Origin of the sequence: Pseudomonas sp. FP603, assembly GCF_030687415.1 — a bacterium.
In the GTDB taxonomy this organism is placed as follows: domain Bacteria; phylum Pseudomonadota; class Gammaproteobacteria; order Pseudomonadales; family Pseudomonadaceae; genus Aquipseudomonas; species Aquipseudomonas wuhanensis.
The window spans coordinates 1,211,914-1,230,793 of the sequence record NZ_CP117431.1; the positions used below are offsets into that span (position 1 = coordinate 1,211,914).

Genomic DNA, 18,880 nt, shown 5'->3' on the forward strand with positions numbered 1-18,880 from the left:
CCTCAGTCTGTGGTCGCCAGCACCGGCTGCTGTGCTGGTGTGGGTCTATGGAAAAGCCGCTCGAGCCACAAGTATATGACCGGCGTGGTGAACAGCGTCAGCGCCTGGCTCACCAGCAAACCGCCGACCACCGCGATGCCCAATGGCTGGCGCAGTTCGGCGCCGGTGCCGTAGCCGAGCATCAACGGCAGGGCGCCGAGCAGGGCCGCGAGGGTGGTCATGATGATCGGCCGGAACCGCGTCATACACGCCTCATAGATCGCCTCTTCCGGCGGCAGGCCACGTTTGCGCTGGGCATCCAGCGCGAAGTCGATCATCAGAATGCCGTTCTTCTTGACGATACCGATCAGCAGCACCAGCCCGATCAGCGCCATGATCGAAAAGTCCTGGCCGCAGATCCACAGCATGATCACCGCCCCGAGCCCCGCCGAAGGCAGGGTCGAGATGATCGTCAGCGGGTGCACGAAGCTTTCGTACAGCACGCCAAGAATGATGTACACCGCCACCAGCGCCGCCAGAATCAGCCACGGCTGGCTGGCCAGCGAACTCTGGAATGCCTGGGCCGCGCCCTGGAAATTACCGCTGATGGCCGCCGGCATGCCGATGTCGGTCTTGGCCTGATTAAGCATGATCACCGCATCGCCCAACGCGACACCGGGTGCCAGGTTGAACGACAGGTTGGCCGCCGGGAACATCCCGTCGTGAGCGATGGACAACGGGCCGATGGTCGGCGCATCGAATTTCGCCAGGGCCGACAGCGGCACCATTTCCCCGCTCAACGGCGAACGCAGGTAGAAATAGTTGAGGCTTTCGGCCTTGCCGCGCTGTTTGGTGTCCAGTTCCAGAATCACGTTGTACTGGTTGGTCTGGGTCTGGAACTCGTTGATCTGCCGCTGGCCGAAGGCGTCATACAGCGCTTCGTCGACATCGCTGGCGGTCAGGCCGAAGCGCGCCGCCGCGCTGCGGTCGATGCTGATGTGGGTGATGCTGCCGCCCAGTTGCAGGTCGTTGGAAATGTCGCGGAACGCCGGGTTGCTGCGCAGTTTTTCCGTCAGGTGCTGGGTCCAGGTGCTCAGGAGGGCACCGTCGTTGCTCTTGAGTACGTATTGGTACTGGGCGCGGCTCGGACCGGAGCTGAGGTTGATGTCTTGCCCGGCGCGCAGATACAGCACGATGCCCGGGATTTTCATCAATTGCGGGCGAATCCGGTCGATGAACTGGCTGGCAGACACATCACGGTCACCACGTTTTTTCAGCGAAATCCAGAAGCGTCCGTTGGCGATGGTCTGGTTGCTGCCCGCAACGCCGACCGAGTGGGAGAACGTCTCGACGGCGGGGTCGGCGGCGACGATTTCGGCCATCGCCAGGTGTTTTTTCACCATGTCGCCGTAGGAAATGTCCGCCGCTGCTTCGGTCGTGCCGAGGACGAAACCGGTGTCTTGTATCGGGAAGAAACCCTTCGGAATGAAAATGTACCCGGCAATGGCCAGACCGAGGGACAGGCCGAACACACCGATCGTCAGTTTCTGATGGGCGAGGGCGCGGCGCAGGCCTTTCTCATACAACGCCAGCAAGCGTTCGCCAAAACCCGATTGGCTGTGTTCCGGCGCACGCATGAACAGCGCGGCCAACGTCGGTGCCAGGGTCAGGGACACCACCACCGAAATCATGATGGTCGAAGTGGCGGTCAGGGCGAATTCCTTGAACAGCCGCCCGACCACGCCGCCCATGAACAGCAGCGGAATGAACGCCGCCACCAGTGAGAAACTGATGGAGACCACGGTAAAACCGATCTCGCCGGCACCCTTGATCGCCGCCTCGCGCCTGCCGTCACCGGCCTCCAGGTGACGGTGAATGTTTTCCACCACCACAATCGCATCGTCGACCACAAACCCGACGGACACCACGATCGCTACCAGCGTCAGGTTATTCAGGCTGAAGCCCATGATGTACATCAGGGCAAAACTGGCGATCAGCGACACACCGAGCACCGCCGCCACGATCAGGGTCGACGACAACTGCCGCAGGAACAGCGCCATTACCGCCACCACGAGCAGGATCGCGATCAGCAGGGTGACTTCCACTTCATGCAATGAAGCGCGGATGGTCTGCGTGCGGTCGATCAACACCTTGACCTGCACCGAGGCCGGCAGCATGGCCTCCAGCGACGGCAGGGCCGCTTGAATACGGTCGACCGTTTCGACGATGTTGGCCCCCGGTTGCCGGAAAATCACCAGGTTCACCCCCGGCTGACCATCAGCCCAGGCCTGGATGTAGGCATCTTCCGAACCATTGACAACTTTGGCCACGTCCTTGAGATGAACCGGTGCGCCGTCCTTGTAGGAAACAATCAACTGACCGTATTCCTCGGGGTGGAACAATTGGTCGTTGGTGGACAAGGTCGAAATGCTCGACTCGCCATATAACGCACCCTTGGCCAGGTTGAGGCTGGTCTGCTGGATCGCCAGGCGAATGTCGGCCAGGGTCAGGCCAATGGCGGCGAGTTTGTCCGCCGAGGCCTGCACGCGGATCGCCGGACGTTGCTGACCGGTGATGTTGATATTGCCTACGCCATCGATCTGGCTGATCTGACGGGCGAGTAGCGTTTCTACCAGGTCACTGACTTCGGTGCCGGGCATTTGCGGCGAGTTGATGCTGAGGATCAGCACCGGGCTGTCGGCCGGGTTGACCTTCCTCCAGTTCGGCAGGTTCGGCATGTCTTTGGGCAGTTTGCCGGCGGCGGTGTTGATCGCGGCCTGGACTTCCTGCGCGGCGGTATCGATGCTTTTGTCGAGGGTGAATTGCAGGGTCAGGATGGTCGAGCCCAGGGCGCTGCTCGAGGTCATCTGGGTCATCCCGGGAATGGCGCTGAATTGCACTTCAAGCGGCGTGGCCACCGACGAGGCCATGGTCTCCGGGTTGGCGCCGGGCAGTTGCGCAGCCACCTGGATGGTCGGGAATTCTGCTTCCGGCAGCGGCGCAATCGACAGTCGTGGAAAGGCGATGACCCCCAGCAGCACCAAGGCAAAGGTCAGCAGGACCGTTGCCACCGGATGATCGATGCACCACGCAGAAATCGAGCCATGGCCCTTCATGGTTTCGGCTCCGATTGCACGACTTGCGGTGGGTCGGTCACTACCTGCACGGTCGAGCCAGGTTTGAGCCGCGACTGGCCGTCGCTGACCAGCACATCGCCCGGTTTCACGCCTTTGATGATGTCCTGCCCGCTGCTTTGATAAACCACCTGCACCTGAACGGCTTCGACCTTGTCGCCGTTGACCCGGTAGACGAAATGTTGATCGAGGCCACGTTGTACGACGGTGGGCGGCACCACCAGCGCATTTTTATCCAGCGCTGTCTGAATCTTTACCGTTACCAGCAGGCCCGGCCAGAGTTTCTGTGCAGGGTTGGCGAATTCAGCCTTGGCGCGGATGGTCCCGGTGTTGGCGTTGATCTGGTTGTCGATCAGGGTCAGGTGGCCTTCGCCCAGCAGGTTGCCGGTTTCGCCGTCGGTGTCGGCACCGATGTAAGCCTTGACCGGCGTGTGCTGTGGATCGTTGATCAGGCTTTGCAGGGTCGGCAGCATGTGCTGCGGCAGGGAAAACTCCACGGCGATCGGGTCGATCTGGGTTACGGTGAACAGGCCTTGGGTGTCGGTCATGCGCAGGAAGTTGCCTTCATCCACTGTGCGAATACCGACGCGACCGGTGACCGGGGAGCGAATCTGTGTGTAGGAAAGCTGCACCAGAGCGGCGTCGATCGATGCCTGATTGCCTTGGGCGGTGGCTTTGAGTTGGTTGACCAGCGCTTGTTGCTGGTCGTAGGTCTGCTTGGACACGCCGTCGTCGACGCTCAGCAGTTTGTAGCGTTTGAGGTTGACCTGCGCCACTTGCAGTTGCGCCTGACTTTCGCCCAGTTGCGCCCGGGCCTGGTCAAGGCTGGCGCGGATCGAGCGATCGTCGATGGTAGCCAGCAGATCACCTTTGTTCACCAGTTGGCCTTCCTTGACCAGCAGTTTGGTGAGGATGCCGTCGATCTGCGGGCGCACGACCACGCTGTGCAACGACAGCACCGAGCCGATGCCGCTGATGTAGCGGGGCACGTCTTTTTCAGCGACGCTGACCACTCGCACGGGGATGGCGGTGGAGGTGGCCGGTTTGGTCGTGGCGGGTTTGGCGGCGTACCACACGCCCAGCACTGCCAGGGTGATCAGAAGGGCGGCGAGCAGGGCGGTTTTTTTCTGAATTCGCATGCGAATGGGGCGCCGGGCAAAGTGGTCGGAGTTTTGTCAGGTTTATACCTTCCTTTATAAACCTGTTAGCCCGTCAGGAGAGTGACTGGTAACTGACGGCGCTGTCAGTTTGGACCTCTTTGGGCTGATGCTGATTCCCGTGATCAAAAGCGGCAGGCGAGCTAATGAGTGGTGAGGGACGGGTGCACACCGCTCCACTAATGTGGGAGCGGGCTTGCCCGCGATAACGGTGGCACATCCAACATCCCTGAGCCTGACACACCGCTATCGCGGGCAAGCCCGCTCCCACAGGGTTCATCGTCGTTCGCAGATTCGGTGTACGACACAATGCACCTGCAGGAGCGAGGATTGCCCGCGAAAGCGGTTGGTCAGTCAACACAAAACCCAACTGACCAACTGCAGCTTGCGACTCCCGAGACAGGTATACTGCCGCCTTTCGCGGCTCGCCTACCGGGCCGGACTCTTTGAGCATCACCCGGAGCTTTCATGACTTCCCCGACACAACCGCCGGTTGCCGACGCTTTGAGCGACGACCAGGCAGACCTGCCAGACAGCGTCGACTCCAGCGCAGACAGCGAAACCAAAGCGGCGATTCCAGCGTTCAAGTTTCCGTTCAAGCCGGGTGAATTGGCTGCGGCGAAGAATGCCAGCCAGCCTTGGTACAAGAACGGCGCCAAGAATGGTCACACCAAGACCCCGGGGGCAGCGCCTCCTGGCACTCGTCGTTCGATGGGTAAGCGCTGAGTTTTTACCTCTGCGGTGCCTGATCTGCCATCTTCGCGAGCAAGCCCGCTTCCACAGTGGTTCATCGTCGTTCACAGATTCGGTGTACGACACAAATCAACTAATGTGGGAGCGAGCTTGCTCGCGAAGGGGCCCGCACAGACACCACATACCTCTGGCTCAGGCCCGCAACGAAATAAACGCATAGTTCAGCGGCACTTCAGTCGCCACCTGCGCCCCGGCCGCCAGCACTTGCCCGGCAATATCATCGCCTGACACGTGAAACAACCAGTCACCGCCCGACTCCATCTGCGATTGCGCTGAAACCTGATCGATGACCGTGGAAAACGCGTTCATATCCGGCAGATAAGCGGTAAAGCCATCGCCCTTCAACGCTGTCGTCCGAATCCCCAATAACGCGCAAATCGCATCCTTGGCCTGAATCTCATCGCGATCCGCCTGACGGGAGCGCTGGATCAATCCCACCAGTTCCTGATCCACCAGTTCACCACCGATGATCAAATCCGGCCCTTTTTCCCACGACTCGGGTGGGCATTCCTTTACCGTCGGGTTGAGTGGGATGTGCGGATTGATTTCCATCGGATAGATGCGGCACACCAGCGGTCGGCGTTCGTAGATGCGGCAGAGGTTGTCTTCGTCAAGATTCCGGCAGGGACCGACGTTGTAGGCGGCAAAGGTGATCGCCACGTGCACCTCGCAGGCACCACTTAGAACCGCCACCGAACGGCGTTCGGCGTGTTCGCGTTGCTGCGCGGGCAGGCCCAGGCCATTGGCGAGGAAGGCCTCCACCAGCACGATCACCTGACCGCCATCGGCCGCCCACATCCGGGCCTCTGCCAGTGTCAGGGGCACATGATGGTCGTTGCAGCATTTGCCACAACCTACGCAGGAAAACGTTGTATTCATTGAACGGCCAGTCACCTGTGGGGGCATGAAATGGCGACAAAAAGCCACCGCAAAGGCCTGTGCCGAAGCAAGTTATGCGCCATTCACTGCGCTTTTGCTGTGGGGCGGATGGAGTCCCATTCGGTCACGTAGGCGGTTTTGCTTTTCTTGTTGTAGAGGCACAGCTCGGTGCCTTGCTGGCCTTTCATGTGTTTTTGCGGGTACTGGCCTTGCAGCAGGAGCGCGGTATAACCCACCCGGTCATCGAACTGCGCGGCATTGCCGACGGGTTTGACGTTCTTCAGGCCGCTGGCGTTGGTGCAACTGGCGAGCACGGCTTTATCGAAGGCGGCCCAGGCGTCGGGGCTGGAGGCGTGGGTTTGGGTGGCGAGGGTGGTGAGGCAGAGGACGGTCAGGGTGATGGCTTTCATGGTTTAGGCATCCTTGGCGGGTAGTGGCCGAGGTCGGAGTATGCCTGATGGTTTTGGATTGGTTATGCGGGCCTCTTCGCGGTGTCAGGTTGGAACCGGTTCCCGGCGGACCACATACATCCCGGCACTTTCATACAAGCGCTGGGCCCGAAGGTTGTTTTCCAGCACCTTCAAATCCACAAAGCCTTCGCGGCGTTGCTGAAACACGTTGAACGCATTTAGCAGCAGCGCACGGCCAAGTCCGAGGCCTTGAGCGCGCGGGTGCACCACCAGGCTCTTGATATAAGCGCTGGTCCAGCACTGGGCGACGCCGACAATACCTTCGGCATCCAGGGCAATAAAGCACAGGGTCGGATCATATTCGGGATCGGTTTCAAAACGTTGCTGCCAGACTTCCAGCGTCGGTACGCGACCACTACCTTCCCGATAGCCCAGCTCCATCAAGTGATGAACATCTTCGGCCAGTTCGGGACGGTACTCGGTCAACTCAATGCCATTTGGCCAAGTGAAAGGCGGCACATCCTCAGCCAGGTTGCGCCGCATCAGAAAACAAAAGTCCTCGGCCAAAACTCAGTGACCTTGTTCGGCGACGGCCCTGGCCGCCGCGATCAGGCATTTGGTCAATTCCGGTGAGGAGAATTTGGTCAGCACCGCGTTGGCCCCGGCCAGTCGAGCCTTCTCGCTGTTCATCGCGCTGTCCAGCGAGGTGTGCAGCAACACATAGAGGTGCGAAAAGTCGGGGGTTTCACGCAATGTGCGGGTGAGGGCATAGCCGTCCATTTCCGACATTTCGATGTCCGAGACGATCAGGTTGATTTGCTGGGCGGTGCCTTGCAGGTCCAACAGGCAGTCGATGGCTTCTTTGGCGCTGCGAGCGGTGTGGCATTGCAGGCCGAGGTTGCGCAGGGTGTGCACCGATTGTTGCAGGGCGACCTGGCTATCATCGACCACCAGAATCCGCGCGTTGCCGAGTACTTCGGCGTCTTCCATGCTCAGTTCGGTCGGGGCCGTTTCGATCTGCGCCGGAGCGATGCCGTGGATGACCTTTTCGATGTCCAGCACTTGCACCAGCGTGCCGTCGACCGAGGTCACGCCGGTGATGTACGAGCGCACGCCGCCGGAGCCGAAGGGCGGTGGACGGATGTCGGTGGTCAGGCAATGGACGATCTTGCTCACCGCCTGAACGTGCAAACCCTGCTTGGAGCGGCTGACGTCGGTGACGATCAGGCAGCCGCCGTTCGGGTCTTCCAGCGGTCGCTCGCCGATGGCGCGGCTCAGGTCGATCACCGACAACGACGCGCCGCGCAGGGTGGCGATGCCTTTGACGTGGGGGTGCGACTCCGGCAGCTTGGTCAGCGGCGGGCAAGGGATGATTTCGCTGACTTTCAGCAGGTTGATCGCCATCAGCTTGCCGCTGCGCAAGGTAAACAGCAGAAGCGAAAGTGAATCTGCGCGGGCTTTGTTGGAAGACATAAAAACCTTCTGTGGAAAAAGGTGATGGGCGATTGTGAAGATCGCCAACAGCTATCGATGCCGGGTTATCGACTTGTCGGGGGCAGGCTTTAGGGGAAATGCCCATTGCCAGCCAAACGGTACGACATTATCCAGGTGAGACTATTTCATACCCAACCGCTTGGCCATCCGCCCCAGGTTCGCCCGATCCAGCCCCAGCTCCCGCGCCGCGCTGGCCCAGTTGTTCTGGTGCCGTTCCAGGCAAACGCTGATCAGTTGGCGCTGATAATGCTCGGTGGCCTCACGCAAATCCCCTGAAGCCAATGCAGCCGCTGGCGCAGTAACCACGGGTTCTGGCGTGTGTTCAATCCTGCCATTGCGCAAGTCCAGATCCGCCGCGCTCAAGCTCAGGATTTTCGGGCGCTCCTTGCAGTTACCCAGCGCCTTCAACGCACTACGACCAATCAAATGCTCCAGCTCCCGCACGTTCCCCGGCCAGTCATACGCCAATAGTGCCGCTTGCGCATCGCTGGTCAGGCGCAGGCTGTTGAGGCCCATGCGTGAGCGGTTTTGTTCCAGGAAATAGCCGCTGAGCAGCAGCACATCCCGGCCGCGATCGCGCAGTGCGGGCACCAGCAGGGGGTAAACGCTCAGGCGATGATAGAAGTCGGCACGGTAGCGACCGCTGCGCACTTCTTCAGCCAGGTCGCGGTTGGTTGCTGCGATCAATCGCACGTCGACCTGATGCTCCTTGTCCGAGCCCAGGCGCTGCAATTGCCCGCTCTGCAACACTCTCAGCAATTTGGCCTGCACGGTCAGCGACAACTCGCCCACTTCATCGAGAAACAACGTGCCGCCATTGGCCAGTTCGAACTTGCCGCGCCGATCATTCGTCGCGCCGGTGAACGCACCGCGCACATGGCCGAACAATTCGCTCTCCACCAGCGTGTCCGGCAGGGCGGCGCAATTGAGGCTGATGATTGGTTTGTCGGCTCGTGGGGACGCCGCGTGGATAGCCTGGGCCACCAGCTCTTTGCCGACTCCGGTTTCGCCGGTGATCAGCACCGTCAGGTCGCTGCCGCCCACCAGGCTGATCTCTTCCATTAAGCGTTTGTGAGCCTTGCTCTGGCCGATCATTTCGCGGTTCTGTTGGCCGCTGGCCTGACGGTAAACCTCGGCGCGTTGATGTTCGTCTTCGACGCGATTGGCCAGCCGTTCGATGCGTTCTGCGGCGTTGACCGTGGCGGCGGCGAGGCTGGCGAAGGCTTGCAAGGCGTCCAGTTCGATCGGTTCGAAACGTTCAGGGTCGAGCGCGTCGAGGGTCAGCAAACCCCACGGGCGCTCGTCGATAAACAGCGGGCAGCCCATGCAATCATGGACTTCCAGGTGATCGTGCAGACCATCGACCAGGCCATCATAAGGATCGGGCAACTCGCTGTCGGCAGCGAAGCGAGTCGGGCCGGGACTGCTGAGCAGCGCTTCGAAGCGCGGATGTTCACTGATCTTGAAACGTCGACCGAGGGTGTCGGTGCTCAACCCATCCACGGCCAGCGGCACCAGCCACTCACCGTCGAGTCGCAGCAGGGCCGCGGCGTCGCAAGGGAGCAGGGCGCGCATGGCTTCGAGCAGGCGTCGGTAGCGCTCGCCTTCGGGCAATTCGCGGGACAGGTCGGAGACCAGGGGTAGGAGGGTCGTGAGCAATAATTTTGCAGTCATAATGACTCCATGTAGTCGGTGTGACTATAAAGCCTCGTATGTCGATATGACTACTTTGTTTTTAACTAATTGATTTATAACGTTTTAATTGTTGGCATGGAAACTGATAGGTAAAGGGTATTCACATAAAGCTCAGGAGTCGCCCTTTATGCTTAGCGTTCAAGACCGTGCCATCGTCAAGTCCACCGTGCCGTTGCTGGAAAGCGGCGGCGAAGCGTTGATCACTCATTTCTACCGCATGATGCTCTCCGAATACCCGGAGGTCCGCCCGCTATTCAACCAGGCTCACCAGGCCAGCGGCGATCAGCCTCGCGCCTTGGCCAACGGTGTATTGATGTATGCGCGGCACATCGACCAGCTCGATCAATTGGGCGACCTGGTAGCCAAGATCATCAACAAGCACGTGGCCCTGCAAATCCTCCCGGAACATTACCCGATCGTCGGTAGCTGCCTGTTGCGAGCAATTTCCGAAGTGCTGGGCGAAGAGATCGCCACGCCCGAAGTGATGAGTGCCTGGGGCGCGGCCTACGGTCAATTGGCCGAGATCCTGATCGGCGCCGAAGCCAGCATCTACGACCAGAAAGCACAGGCGCCGGGCGGCTGGCGTGGTGCGCGGGAGTTCATCGTGGCGGCCAAGGTCGAGGAGAGCGCGGAAATCATCTCGTTTTACTTCGAACCGGCGGACAAGGGCCCGATTCTCGCGGCAGAGCCTGGCCAGTACATCGGCATGAAACTGATCCTCGATGGCGAAGAAATTCGACGTAACTATTCGCTGTCGGCGCTGGCCAACAAGGGCCAGTACCGCATCAGCGTCAAGCGCGAAACCGGTGGCCGCGCTTCCAACCATTTACACGATCAACTGCACGTCGGCGCGAGCATCCTGCTGTTCCCGCCAGCGGGCGATTTCACCCTGACCGCCAGCGACAAACCGCTGGTGCTGATCAGTGGCGGCGTCGGCATCACCCCGACGCTGGCGATGCTCGAAGCGGCGTTGGCGACCGAGCGGCCAGTGCACTTTATCCACTGCGCGCGCAACGGCAGCGTGCATGCTTTCCGTGACTGGATCGATGGCCTGGCCGAGCGTCATCCGCAGCTCAAGCGTTTTTACTGCTACGCCGAAGACGATGGTGTCAGCCCGGCGGCGGACAAGGTTGGCCTGTTGAGCCAGGCGCAACTTGGCGAGTGGTTGCCGGAACAGCGTGACGTGGATGCGTACTTCCTGGGACCTAAGGGCTTCATGGCGGCGATCAAACGTCACCTCAAGGCCTTGGGTGTGCCAGAGAAGCAGAGCCGTTACGAGTTCTTCGGGCCGGCTGCCGCACTGGAATAACTGTCTGGGCGGTTCCCGAGGGCCGGGTCGGTGTTTCGCTTGTTTGCGAAGCACCGACCCGGCCTTTTTTGCATTTGGCTAGCACCCGACCAGAGGCCGGGTATGAGGCTGCCTACCTGATTGACGGAAAATACATAAAAGTCCAGTATGGAATTCTAAGTACAAAAAAGGTTTTCCCCCGTTTCAGCTTCTTCTGTCTTGCCAAACCAACAACAACCCGCGAGAGAACGAATATGAAGAAATTCCCCCTCATCACCGGTCTGGCCATGAGCCTGTTGGCGTGCAGTAGCCTGTTCGCCGCCGAGAAAAACCTGCGCATCGGCATCGAAGCGGCTTATCCGCCGTTCGCGTCCAAAACCCAGGAAGGCAAGATAGTCGGTTTCGACTACGAGATCGGCAATGCCCTGTGCGCGCAGATGAAGGTCACGTGTGAGTGGGTCGAAGGCGAGTTCGACGGTCTGATTCCTTCCCTGAAGGTGAAGAAAATCGACATGGCGCTGTCGTCCATGACCATTAACGAAGACCGTAAGAAATCGGTGGATTTCACTCACAAGTATTACTTCACCTCATCGCGTCTGGTGATGAAGGACGGTGCAGTGGTGGATGATCAGTACGCCAGCCTCAAGGGCAAGAATGTCGGCGTGCAGCGTGCAACCACCACCGACCGTTATGCCACCGAGGTTTTCGAGCCCAAGGGCATCAACGTGAAGCGCTACGGCAACAACGAAGAAATCTACATGGATCTGGCAGCCGGTCGCCTCGATGCGATTTTTGCCGACACCATCCCGTTGAGTGATTTCCTGGCGATGCCGCGTGGCGCCGGTTACGCTTTTGTCGGGCCGGAACTCAAGGATCCGAAATACGTGGGCGAGGGCGCCGGGATTGCTGTGCGCAAGGGCAACACGCAGTTGGTGGCGGATCTGAACAAGGCGATCGACGAGATTCGCGCCAATGGCGAGTATCAGAAGATTTCGCAGAAGTATTTCAAGTCTGACATCTACGGCGACTGATTAATCGCCATCGCGGGCAAGCCCGCTCCCACAGGTTCTGCGGTGTACTCATGTTTTGTGCACGACACGGACACTGTGGGAGAGGGCTTGCCCGCGATGCGGCCGGAACAGTCACTACAAATCTCCCACAGGTTCTGCGGTGTACTCATGTTTTGTGTACGAAACGGACCCTGTGGGAGAGGGCTTGCCCGCGATGCGGCCGGAACAGTCACTACAAATTTTTAGCCCTTCAATTCCTTCAAATGCTTGTACACCGTCGCCCGCCCCATGTTCAGCACATTGGCCACATAGTTGGAGGCGCTTTTACCTTTGAAGGCGCCTTCGGCGTGCAGCGCCAGCACCAGTTCGCGTTTGTGGTCGCGGGTCAGCACATTCAGGCTCAGTTGACGCTCGCGCAGCCAGGCGTGCAGAAAGGTGTTGATCCGTTCCTGCCAGTCATCGCGAAACAGTGAGTCCGGTTGCGGGATCAGCTTGGTCGGCGACAGGAACAAATCCAGCGCCGCTTTCGCGTTTTCGAACAACGAGATATTCAGGTTGATGCACAGCACCGCCAGCGGACGACCCTTGCTGTCGCGCAGTACGCTGCTGAGACTGCGAATCTTCTGGCCGTCCCAATTGAGCTTTTCATACGGCCCGATGTTTCGTTCGCTGACGTCTTCGCTGAGCATGTCTTCCAGCGACGAGTCATCGCCGATTTCCCGTTTGGACAGGTTGTTGGCGATGTAATCGACCTTTTGCGTGCGCAGGTCGTGCAGCACCACCTCGGCGTGAGGGAAGAACAACGTGGCGATCGCATCGGCAATCGCGCGGAAGTTGTCCATGGACGTAGCGTCCAGGGCCGAGTCTTTTTCAGGTGCGTTCATACAGTGGAACTCCAGGCAGCGTCAGCGCCCCGTTAAAAAAGGGGCACTGGAAGTTTGCCGCAATCGTGTGGACACGTCACCTGAGGGGGCAGGATCAGGATCAGCCCAGGCGGGCGGGGGAGAGCATCTCGGCGTCCAGGCCGAAACGGGTGAGCTGTTCGGGCAAGGCTTCACCGCGTACCAGGGCGGCGCTGGCCTGGCCCATGGCTGGCGACGTCTGGATGCCGTAGCCGCCTTGCGCCGCGACCCAGAACAGCCCCGGTACCTGCTGATCGAAGCCGGACAGCAAGTCCCCGTCGCGCACGAAACTGCGCAGGCCTGCCCAGGTGCGGGTCGGGCGGCGGATGGTCAGGGTGGTGGCTTCTTCTATCTGGTAAATGCCCATGGCGATGTCCAGCTCTTCGGGCTGCACGTCGTGGGGTTCTACCGGGTCGGCGTTGGCCGGTGAGCCGAGGAACATGCCGGCGTCGGGCTTCATATAGAAGGATTCGTCGAGGCTGACCAGCATTGGCCAGTCATGGATATCCAAGCCCTCGGGGCCGGCAAAGATAAAGGCTGCCCGGCGCTTGGGTTGCAAACCCAGCGGCTTGGCGCCGGCCAGCTCGCCAATCTTGTCGGCCCAGGCACCGGCGGCGTTGATGATGATTGGAGCGCTGAAGGTCTGAGTGTTGGTTTGCACTTGCCACTGCCCTTCGGCATCACGGGTCAGGTTCAGCACTTCGCTGTCGGTATGAACTTCACCTTTATTGCGCCGGATACCGCGCAGATAGCCCTGATGCAGAGCGTCGGTGTCGATGTCGCTGGCGGTCGGGTCGTAGATCGCGCCATGGACTTTTTCCCGACGCAGGATCGGCAGGCGCGCACACGCTTCGTCGGCGCTCAGCCGCTGCATTTGCGGCACCGTGGCTTTGGCGCTCAGGTATTGATTGCTCAGCTCGGCCGGATCGCCGGTGAAGTCGACAGTCATCTCGCCACGTGGGGTCAGCAGCGGGTGTTCGCAGAAACCGGGCGGCGGTGCGTCGAAGAAGTCGCGGCTGGCCTGGGTCAATGCCCGAACCTGCGGCGTGCCATAGGCGGCGGTGAACAGCGCCGCCGAGCGTCCGGTAGAGTGATAGGCCGGATGGGATTCGCGCTCGAGCACAATCACCCGCCCGTGCTGCGACAGCCAGAAACCGGTGGAAGCGCCGGCAATCCCGCCGCCGATGATGATGAAATCTGCCTGGCTCATGAACGTCTCCTGTGGGGCGCAAATGCCATGGTTATAGATAAACCCTGTGGGAGTCGGGCTTGCCCGCGATGGCATCACCGCGGTGTGCCTGACAGAGCGCGGCGCCTGCATCGCGGGCAAGCCCGCTCCCACAGGGATTGAGGTGCTATTGCTGCAAGCGGTAAAGGGCATTGGCCAGTGCGATGTCTTCCAGGCCCAGGCCGATGGAGCGGAAGAACACAGAGCGGTCGTATTCAGGGCGCTGGACTTTTTCGCTGAGCAAGTCGGGCAGGTCGCCGACAATCGAATGCTTGTCCCAGCCATGCTGCTCACCGGCGATCAGCATCTCGCCGGCCGAGCCTGGGGTGGTTTGACGATAGTCACAGAACACCTGCATGTCATTGAGGCTCTGCGGTGGCACTTCATGGGCGCGTGGTGCGTTGGTGCTGATGGAGGTGATCAGCGCCGGCTTGCTCAAAATTGACGGGTCGATCACCGGTCCGGCGGACGAGGTGCAGAGCATAATCACGTCTGCGTCCTGAATCGCGGCTTCGCAACTGTCGGCGAGGGTCAGTCGTGGATCGAGGCTTTTGAGTTGGGCCAGTGCTTCGGGATTCTTGCCATTCAGGCTCGGCGAATAGAGGCTGATACTTTGCCAGTCTCGCAGGTCCTTGACGTAGTACAGGTGCGCCTGGGCCACTTTACCGCTGCCGATGATCGCCAGGCGCTGGGCCTTCAACGGCGCGAGGGCATCGACCGCCACCGCCGTGGTCGCTGCGGTGCGTGCGGTGGTCAGCTCACCAGCATCGCACAGCAGCAACGGCTGGCCGGTCTGCATCGACATCAGCAGCGTCCAGGCGGTTACCAGCGGACCTTGCTCGCGCACGATGTAAGGCGACGTCTTGACGCCGTATACCCCGTCTTCGGCCAGCACACCCAGGTAATTGATGAAGTCCCCGGCACCTTGCGGGAATTCCACCAGCTGTTGCGCGGGTTGTACGGCTTGCCCGGCGGCCAGGTCGCGGAACAGCTTGCGCAGAATCTGCGGCACATCAACTTGCGCCAGCAGTTCGCGGGCCTGAGGTTGGGTGATCACGTAAGGCGTGCTGGGCATGGTCGGCTCCGGGCGCTGAAAGTAAACTAATTTGTCCATTATGGACTTTTAGTTGTCTCTAGCAAGTCCTGTTGAAAAAAGCCGGACGAAAAAAAAGCGCAGTCCGTTTCCGGCTGCGCCTCTTTCTGAAAGGCCCTGGTTACGGGCGCTTGCGCTCAACCGCCCGCAGCAGATGCGTCGGTGGCGTTTCACAACTGATCTTGCGACCCAGCAACGCCTCGATGGACGGTAGCTGGTAGGAGTCATCTTCACCGGCAAAACTGATGGACACGCCATCCGCGCCAGCACGGCCAGTACGACCGATGCGGTGCACGTAGTCGTCCGGGACTTCCGGCAGGGTGAAGTTGATCACGTGGCTGATGCCGTCGATGTGAATGCCGCGACCGGCCACATCGGTGGCCACCAGCACGCGGATCTTGCCTTCGCGGAAACCTTCCAGGGTCTTGATGCGCTTGTGCTGCGGCACATCGCCAGACAATTGCGCCGCGTTGACGCCATCGCGTACCAGGCGTTCTTCGATGCGCCGCACTTCGTCCTTGCGGTTGGCGAAGACCATCACCCGCTCCCAGCCGTTATCGTTGACCAGGTTGTAGAGAAGTTTGTATTTGTCGGCACCGGCCACCGCGTAGATGTGTTGCTCGACGTTTTCGCTGGCCACGTTCTGCGCTTCGATCTCGACGATCGACGGGTCGGTGGTCCATTGCTTGGCGAGGTTCATCACGTCTTCGGTGAAGGTTGCGGAGAACAGCAGCGTCTGACGCTCGTTCTTCGGCGGAGTCTGGCGAATGATCTGACGCACTTGTGGGATGAAACCCATGTCGAGCATCCGGTCGGCTTCGTCCAGCACCATCACTTCGACCATGTCCAGGTGCACATCGCCGCGCTGGTTGAAGTCGAGCAAACGGCCCGGAGTGGCCACCAGGATGTCGCAGTGACGGGCTTCGAGGTGCTTGAGTTGCTTATCGAAGTCCATGCCGCCGACAAATGTCATGACGTTGAGGCCGGTGTACTTGGTCAGGTCGGCGGCGTCCTTGGCGATCTGCACCACCAGTTCCCGGGTCGGGGCGATGATCAGCGCCCGTGGTTCACCCATGTAGCGTTCTTTGGGCGGCGGGGTTTGCAGCAGCTGAGTGATGATCGAAATCAGGAACGCGGCGGTTTTGCCGGTGCCGGTCTGGGCGCGACCGATGGCGTCTTTGCCCGCGAGGGTGAAGCCAAGCACCTGTGCCTGGATCGGCGTGCAGTACGGAAAGCCCAGGTCCTGAATGGCGTGCATCAGTTCGGGGGCGAGTTTGAAATCGTGGAAGCGGGTTTTGCCTTCCTGGGGTTCGACGACGAAGTCTTCGAGTTTCCAGGGAATAACCGGCGCTTTTGGCTTTGGTTCGCGACGCGGTTTTGCCGGTTTCGGGGCTTCGCTGCGCGGCTGCTCAGAGGCGATGGCCGGGGCTGCGGGGGCGGTCGGTGTGGTCACCGGCTCGTGCTTCGGTGCCGCTACGGTTGCGGTCCGGCCAGGCTGACTACCGTCGGTGCGGTGGCTGGGAGTATGAGAAGGAGCGCTGGAGACTGGCGCGAGCTGCTCAGTCTCGCTTTTACCGAACATTTTCTTGAGTGCTTTGAGCACGGTCATCTCATCAATTGGTTAAGGAATATACGCCGGCCAGTGTAATGCAAGAATCGGGCGCGGCGTAGTGCGATGGATCAATGGGTAGCTTTTAGCGCAAACGCTCGGCGAGCCAGACACCAATGTCGCGAATTTCTTCGGGTAACACTTCGTGGCCCATTGGGTATTCCTGCCATGTCACGGTGACACCATGCTGCTTCAAATACTCGTAGGCGGTCCGGCCCATGGAGTTTTGCACGACGTCATCATACTGACCATGCAACGACAGCACGGGAATACGCTGTTGGCTGGCGGAAAGCTCCAGTTCATCGCTGAAGGTCGGGGCATAAGTCGAGAGCGCAAGTACGCCGCCCAACGGTCCCTGCCATTTCAGGAAGGCTGTGTGCAATACCACGGCACCGCCTTGGGAAAAACCGGCGAGAAAGATCCGCGAGGCGTCTATTCCGCTGGCCTTCTGCACTTCAATCAAATCCACGACCCGTTGCGCGGACTCCTCCAACTGCTCGCGACTGATGGCGCGTGCCGGGCTCATGGCCAATATGTCGTACCAGCTTGGCATCTCGTAGCCACCGTTGATGGTGACGGCGCGAGTCGGGGCCTGGGGCAAAACGAAACGGGTGGTGAGCAGGTTTTCCTGTAACGCTTCGGCGACCGGCAAAAAGTCGTAGCGGTCGGCACCCAGCCCGTGCAGCCAGATTACGCAGGCGTCTGCGGGCTTGACGGGGTGAAGAATCAGGGGCTCGGTCATGTCTGCTCCATTGTTGTGCATGCGCGCTCATTAAGTGCGAGGTTGAAGTGCGCGATGGGTTGATCAGTTAAGAAGATGTCGCACGGTTGCAAGTTTTGCTATTGACCTTGCGCTGAATCGCTTTAGCGAGCGGTCTGGTACGGGCTTTGCTATGGGAGATCCTGTGCAACCAATCTCATGCCTGGCGGTAACACTATCAGTGTACGGCTGGTCGTGGGATAGCAAAGAATCCGGTGATGGATGTTCGCCAAAGGCCGCTACGGGCTTCGCGAACGTGAAAGGGCTACCGCCCGTTCGGCCGATTGGTGAGAAGGGAGTTATCCATGACGTGGATTTTCTCCTACTAGACTCATAGCGACGGTCCTGCGTCGGTTGACCCTAAAAAAAGCCAACACGGGTCAACAACGCCTCATAAGGGTGCGACAGGGCTCAAGCTCCGACACAACAAGAGCAAAACTGGAGGTTTGAATGAAGTTATTGAAATCCACCCTGGCCATCGTGACTGCAGCCGCAGTGCTCGGTGTCAGTGGGTTCGCTCAGGCGGGTGCAACCCTGGATGCAGTGCAGAAGAAAGGTTTCGTACAGTGTGGCGTGAGTGACGGTCTGCCGGGCTTCTCGGTTCCGGACTCCACCGGCAAGATCGTCGGCATCGACGCTGACTTCTGCCGTGCTGTGGCCGCTGCCGTTTTCGGCGATGCGACCAAGGTCAAATTCAGCCAGTTGAACGCCAAAGAGCGCTTCACCGCGCTGCAGTCCGGTGAAATCGACATTCTGTCGCGTAACACCACCATGACCAGTTCCCGTGACGCGGGCATGGGCCTGAAGTTTCCTGGCTTCATCACTTACTACGACGGCATCGGCTTCCTGGTAAACAACAAGCTGGGCGTCAAGAGCGCCAAAGAGCTGGATGGCGCGACCATCTGCATCCAGGCCGGTACCACCACCGAGCTGAACGTTTCCGACTACTTCCGCGGCAATGGTCTGAAGTACACCCCGATCACTTTCGACACCTCCGATGAAAGCGCCAAGTCGCTGGAATCCGGTCGTTGCGACGTGCTGACCTCCGACAAGTCCCAGCTGTTCGCCCAGCGCAGCAAGCTGGCCTCGCCGAAGGACTACGTGGTTCTGCCAGAAACCATCTCCAAAGAGCCACTGGGCCCGGTCGTGCGTAATGGCGACGACGAGTGGCTGGCCATCGTGCGCTGGACTGGTTACGCCATGCTCAACGCTGAAGAAGCAGGCATCACTTCGGCGAACGTCGAAGCCGAAGCCAAAGCCACCAAGAACCCGGACGTCGCTCGTCTGCTGGGCTCTGACGGCGAGTACGGCAAAGACTTGAAAGTGAAGAAAGACTGGGTCGTGCAGATCGTCAAGCAAGTCGGTAACTACGGCGAAGTGTTCGAGAAGAACCTCGGCAAGAAAACTCCGCTGGAAATCGACCGCGGGCTGAACGCCCTGTGGAATGCTGGCGGCATTCAATACGCACCACCAGTGCGCTGATGGTTCT

General features: G+C 60.0%; 16 protein-coding genes. 4 read left to right on the forward strand and 12 right to left on the reverse strand.

What is annotated here, in order from left to right:
• Positions 1-2: 2 nt before the first annotated feature.
• Positions 3-3,095 carry a multidrug efflux RND transporter permease subunit gene (locus tag PSH65_RS05680; protein WP_305425278.1) on the reverse strand — a complete coding sequence of 1,031 codons (3,093 nt, stop codon included), beginning with the start codon at positions 3,093-3,095 and terminating at the stop codon, positions 3-5.
• The gene (locus PSH65_RS05685; protein WP_305425280.1) at positions 3,092-4,252 is read right to left on the reverse strand and encodes an efflux RND transporter periplasmic adaptor subunit; all 1,161 of its coding nucleotides are present in this window, start codon (positions 4,250-4,252) and stop codon (positions 3,092-3,094) included. The genes PSH65_RS05680 and PSH65_RS05685 overlap by 4 nt, the downstream gene beginning before the upstream one ends.
• Before the next feature lie 486 nt (positions 4,253-4,738).
• On the opposite strand from PSH65_RS05685, the gene PSH65_RS05690 reads away from it, so the two are divergent.
• Complete coding sequence (locus PSH65_RS05690) at positions 4,739-4,996, forward strand: hypothetical protein (RefSeq protein ID WP_007905458.1); 258 nt, start codon at positions 4,739-4,741, stop codon at positions 4,994-4,996.
• Positions 4,997-5,155: 159 nt separating this feature from the next.
• On the opposite strand, the gene PSH65_RS05695 is transcribed toward PSH65_RS05690, so the two are convergent.
• From PSH65_RS05695 to norR, 5 genes are all read right to left on the reverse strand, one after another.
• Positions 5,156-5,902 (reverse strand): YkgJ family cysteine cluster protein, encoded by a 747-nt coding sequence (locus PSH65_RS05695; protein ID WP_305425281.1) that lies wholly within the window; start codon positions 5,900-5,902, stop codon positions 5,156-5,158.
• A gap of 83 nt (positions 5,903-5,985) precedes the next feature.
• A complete protein-coding gene (locus tag PSH65_RS05700) occupies positions 5,986-6,312 on the reverse strand; it encodes a hypothetical protein (protein WP_305425283.1) in 327 nt (108 codons plus the stop codon).
• Positions 6,313-6,396: 84 nt separating this feature from the next.
• Positions 6,397-6,855: a GNAT family N-acetyltransferase gene (locus PSH65_RS05705; RefSeq protein WP_305425284.1), complete on the reverse strand. Its 459-nt coding sequence runs from the start codon at positions 6,853-6,855 to the stop codon at positions 6,397-6,399.
• A gap of 27 nt (positions 6,856-6,882) precedes the next feature.
• Positions 6,883-7,785: a chemotaxis protein CheV gene (locus PSH65_RS05710; RefSeq protein ID WP_007905472.1), complete on the reverse strand. Its 903-nt coding sequence runs from the start codon at positions 7,783-7,785 to the stop codon at positions 6,883-6,885.
• 141 nt (positions 7,786-7,926) lie between these two features.
• On the reverse strand, positions 7,927-9,480 hold the full coding sequence (gene norR, locus PSH65_RS05715; RefSeq protein ID WP_305425285.1) for a nitric oxide reductase transcriptional regulator NorR: 1,554 nt from the start codon (positions 9,478-9,480) through the stop codon (positions 7,927-7,929).
• Positions 9,481-9,628: 148 nt separating this feature from the next.
• Between norR and hmpA the strand changes: the two genes are divergently transcribed.
• Both hmpA and PSH65_RS05725 read left to right on the forward strand, forming a co-directional pair.
• Positions 9,629-10,810 (forward strand): NO-inducible flavohemoprotein, encoded by a 1,182-nt coding sequence (gene hmpA, locus PSH65_RS05720; RefSeq protein ID WP_305425286.1) that lies wholly within the window; start codon positions 9,629-9,631, stop codon positions 10,808-10,810.
• Between the two features lie 233 nt (positions 10,811-11,043).
• Complete coding sequence (locus PSH65_RS05725; RefSeq protein WP_305425287.1) at positions 11,044-11,820, forward strand: ABC transporter substrate-binding protein; 777 nt, start codon at positions 11,044-11,046, stop codon at positions 11,818-11,820.
• Between the two features lie 221 nt (positions 11,821-12,041).
• On the opposite strand, the gene PSH65_RS05730 is transcribed toward PSH65_RS05725, so the two are convergent.
• The 5 genes from PSH65_RS05730 to PSH65_RS05750 form a co-directional block, all read right to left on the reverse strand.
• Complete coding sequence (locus PSH65_RS05730; RefSeq protein ID WP_305425288.1) at positions 12,042-12,683, reverse strand: transcriptional regulator; 642 nt, start codon at positions 12,681-12,683, stop codon at positions 12,042-12,044.
• Positions 12,684-12,783: 100 nt separating this feature from the next.
• Entirely contained in the window at positions 12,784-13,911 is a 1,128-nt protein-coding gene (locus tag PSH65_RS05735; protein WP_305425289.1) for an FAD-binding oxidoreductase, read from the reverse strand.
• A 145-nt stretch (positions 13,912-14,056) separates the two neighbouring features.
• Positions 14,057-15,004, reverse strand: a complete 948-nt coding sequence (locus PSH65_RS05740; protein WP_305425290.1) for an ornithine cyclodeaminase family protein — start codon at positions 15,002-15,004, stop codon at positions 14,057-14,059.
• 139 nt (positions 15,005-15,143) lie between these two features.
• The gene (gene rhlB, locus PSH65_RS05745) at positions 15,144-16,631 is read right to left on the reverse strand and encodes an ATP-dependent RNA helicase RhlB (RefSeq protein WP_305425291.1); all 1,488 of its coding nucleotides are present in this window, start codon (positions 16,629-16,631) and stop codon (positions 15,144-15,146) included.
• Positions 16,632-16,716: 85 nt separating this feature from the next.
• Positions 16,717-17,373 (reverse strand): alpha/beta hydrolase, encoded by a 657-nt coding sequence (locus tag PSH65_RS05750; protein WP_305425292.1) that lies wholly within the window; start codon positions 17,371-17,373, stop codon positions 16,717-16,719.
• Positions 17,374-17,841: 468 nt separating this feature from the next.
• Here PSH65_RS05750 and PSH65_RS05755 point away from each other — a divergent pair, with 468 nt between their 5' ends.
• Positions 17,842-18,873, forward strand: a complete 1,032-nt coding sequence (locus PSH65_RS05755; RefSeq protein WP_305425293.1) for an amino acid ABC transporter substrate-binding protein — start codon at positions 17,842-17,844, stop codon at positions 18,871-18,873.
• The last annotated feature ends 7 nt before the right edge of the window (positions 18,874-18,880 follow it).